The sequence below is a fragment of the Longimicrobium sp. genome (assembly GCF_036554565.1).
GTDB lineage: Bacteria > Gemmatimonadota > Gemmatimonadetes > Longimicrobiales > Longimicrobiaceae > Longimicrobium.
This window is the reverse complement of record NZ_DATBNB010000689.1, coordinates 1-3433: the sequence shown is the minus strand read 5'-3', so window position 1 is coordinate 3433 and position 3433 is coordinate 1. Positions and strand designations below refer to the sequence as shown.

At 71.2% G+C, this 3433-nt stretch carries 4 protein-coding genes; all 4 read right to left on the bottom strand.

Annotation, left to right across the window (positions count from 1 at the left end; all coding sequences use genetic code 11):
• Window positions 1-744: FtsW/RodA/SpoVE family cell cycle protein (locus VIB55_RS19145; RefSeq protein ID WP_331878272.1), on the bottom strand; the 744-nt coding region annotated here is incomplete at its 3' end.
• 64 nt (window positions 745-808) lie between these two features.
• On the bottom strand, window positions 809-1282 hold the full coding sequence (locus VIB55_RS19140) for a hypothetical protein (protein WP_331878271.1): 474 nt from the start codon (window positions 1280-1282) through the stop codon (window positions 809-811).
• A gap of 6 nt (window positions 1283-1288) precedes the next feature.
• Entirely contained in the window at window positions 1289-2317 is a 1029-nt protein-coding gene (locus VIB55_RS19135) for a rod shape-determining protein MreC (protein WP_331878270.1), read from the bottom strand.
• A gap of 68 nt (window positions 2318-2385) precedes the next feature.
• On the bottom strand, window positions 2386-3420 hold the full coding sequence (locus VIB55_RS19130) for a rod shape-determining protein (protein WP_331878273.1): 1035 nt from the start codon (window positions 3418-3420) through the stop codon (window positions 2386-2388).
• Window positions 3421-3433 lie beyond the last annotated feature (13 nt).

Sequence of the window (3433 nt, the reverse complement as noted above, 5' to 3'; positions counted from 1 at the left end):
CACGTTCCACAGCGGCAGTGCCACGGCGCCCGCCACCGCGTTGGCCACGAAGATGGAAACCTTCTCCGACAGGAACGCGTTGCGGTAGAACAGCATGGCCAGCAGCAGGACGATGTACACGCCCCACACCCATGCGCTGATGGAAAGGAACAGGCTGAGCAGCGGGCTCACCAGGAAGAAGATGGTGGCCAGCGGGGTGCCCGCCCAGTACAGCGACCACACCAGGATCGCCGCGAAGGCCAGCGCCGAGCCCAGGTCCGGCTGCAGCATCACAAGCCCCATGGGCAGGGCCACCACGCCGATGGGCTTCCACAGCTGCCAGAGCGTCTTCGGCGGCTCGCGCCACTCGCCCAGCACGCGTGCCAGCATCAGCACCGTGGCGATCTTGGCCATCTCCGACGGCTGAAGGCCCACGGGCCCAATGCGGATCCAGCTCTTGGTGCTGGCGCCCGTGGTGCCGCCGCTGCCGAACACCAGCGCGGCCATCAGCAGCACCAGCCCCAGCGCGTACGCCGGCTGCGCCCCCCACTCCAGCCACCCGATCCGCACCTTCAGGATCATGTACAGGATGGGCATGGCCAGGCTGAACCACATCAGCTGCTGCTTCCACGTTCCCTCGGCGCGGGTGCCGGGAACGTCCACCATCCCCGCGCTGAAGATCATGGCGATGCCGAACAGCGCCAGCCCCACCACCAGCCAGAAGAGGACCGGGTCGCCCAGGCGCACGGCACGATAGCGCTTCACCGGGCCACCTCCGGCCACCGGGGAAACGCCATCGGACTACCCTCGGAAAGCATCCTGCTCATCGCTACGCCACCGCCCGGTACGCCGACGCCGCGGCCACCCCGGCCGCCGCGGCGTACGCCGCGGCCACCAGCGAGAAGGCCAGCACCGTCACCGGCCCGGCACTGTCGTTCACCATCATCAGCAGGTACATCCCCGCGTCGTACAGCCACTTGCCGATGAACAGGTAGGCGGCCAGGAGCACCGGGCTGTCGCCCGCCACCACCTCGCGCGAGCGCGCCCCGATGTAGCCCAGGATGCTCAGCACCAGCGCGCCGGCCCCCAGCGTGTGCGGGTTCACCGCGCCGTCCAGCACGCCCAGCAGGCACCCCAGCCCCGCCGCCCACCCCGCCCGCATGCGGCGCGCCGCCAGCAGCACCGCCACCAGGAGCAGGTCGGGCGCAAAGGCGCCCAGCCCCAGCCCCACCCGCAGCACGAAGTACAGCAGCGCGAGCACCGCCACGAACCCCACGAATTGCCAGCGCGTCCCCTCGGTCACGTCCCCTCACTCCGTACGGCTGGTGTCGGCCGGGGCCGACGGGGTGGTGGGCGCCGTCACTCCGGGCGGCACCCGCGGCTCGCCCGGGAACACCGGGCGGCCCGGAAGTTCGGGCGTGGGATCCACCCGGCGCGGTGCCGGGCGGGTCTGCGGGCGCGCCTGCGGCCGCGTTTGCGCGGGGCGCGCCGGTGCCGCCGCGTCGGGCGAAAGCGGGCGCGCCGTGTCGGCCGACGGGGGCGGGGCGGTGAGCCTCACCCCCCAGGCCGCCGCCAGGTTCTGGTCCGAACGCCCCGTCACCGGCTGCCCCAGCACCAGCACGTGCGCCATCTGCGCCGGCGCCACCAGCGGCCGCACGTAGTAGATGCGCTGCCAGCCGTCGGGGTCCTTCCCCGTTCCCGCCACGCGTCCCACGGGTATTCCCTGCGGGTACACGCCGCCCTCGCCCGAGGTGACGATCATGGCCCCCGTGTCGGGCGCCGTGTGGAACGCCACCGGGCTGAAGGCCAGCAGCCGCTCGCCGTTGCGCTCGATGGGCTCGGCCACCCCGTACGTTTCGCCGTCCAGCGTCATCACCGAGGCGCGGAAGTTGGGGTGCATCCACGCCCGCATGACGGCCGACTCCGACCCCAGCTGCGACACCTGCCCCGCCAGCCCCTCGGCGGTGATCACCGCGGCGCCGTCGGTCACCCGGTCGCGCCGCCCCGCCGAAAGGCGAAGCATGCCGTCGGAGCCGGGGCCCGCCATCCACCGCCCCTCGGCGGGAACGAACGAGTAGGCCAGCCGCTCGCGGAAGCCCAGCAGCCCGCGCAGCTCGCGGTTTTCGGCGGCCAGCGTGGCCTGCCCCACCAGGTAGGCCGCCAGGCTGTCGCGCTCGGCACGCAGGCGCGCCGCGTCGGAATAGCGGCCGTGCCGGTCGGCGGCGCCGCGCTGCATGGCCAGCACCGGCCGCAGCGCCGAGGCGCGCAGGGCGTGGCCCACGCCGTCGCGGTAGGGCTCGGGCATCAGCAGCAGGAGCAGCGAAAGGGCGGCGAACACCCCCGCCAGGGCCAGGTCCCGCTTGCGGCCGCGCTCGCCCGCGCCGCGCAGGTAAGGTCTGAACGCGCTCAGGACGTCAACACTCCTCTGTACTTGACCACGTCGTCCAGGATGCGCCCGGCGCCGCGCACGACGCAGGTGAGCGGGTCCTCGTCGACGTGGATGGGAAGGTTGGTTTCACGTGCGATCAGGCTGTCGAGCCCCCGGATCAGCGCGCCGCCCCCCGTCATCACGATCCCCCGGTCCACGATGTCGCTGGCCAGCTCGGGGGGGGTGATCTCAAGCGCCCGGCGAACCGCCTCGACGATGGCCTGGATGGGCTCCTGGATGCACTCGCGGATCTCCTGCGAGTGAACCCTCACCGTCTTGGGGATGCCGGACACCAGGTCGCGCCCCTTGACGTCCATCTCCCGCTCGTCGCCGGTGCTGTACGCGCTGCCGATCTGGATCTTGACGGCTTCGGCCGTGGCCTCGCCGATCATCAGGTTGTAGTTCTTGCGCATGAAGGTGACGATGGCGTTGTCGATCTCGTCGCCCCCCACGCGAATGCTGGTGTCGCACACGATGCCCGACAGCGCGATCACCGCGATCTCGGTGGTGCCGCCACCGATGTCGATGACCATGTTGCCCGTGGGCGTTTCCACCGGCAGCCCCACCCCGATGGCCGCGGCCATGGGCTCGGCCACCATGTACACTTCCTTGGCCCCCGCCGCCGCCGCGCTCTGCCGCACGGCACGGCGCTCCAGCTCGGTGATGCCGCTGGGCACGCCTACGACCACCGTGGGCTTGAGCTTCAGGAAGCGCTTGCTGGTGACCGTCTGCAGGAAGTAGCGGAGCATGATCTCCGTGACGTCCACGTCGGCGATCACCCCGTCCTTGAGCGGGCGCACGGCGGTGATGCCTTCGGGGGTGCGCCCCAGCATGCGCTTGGCCTCGAGCCCGATCCCCTTGATGCGGTTGGTGGCTTTTTCCACCGCCACCACGGAGGGCTCGTTCAGGACGATCCCCTCGCCCTTGACGTACACGAGCGTATTCGCCGTCCCCAGGTCGACGGCGATGTCGTTCACCGGGATGAAGCTGCCAGACCGTAACCAGCCAAACATGTCTTCGTCGTAA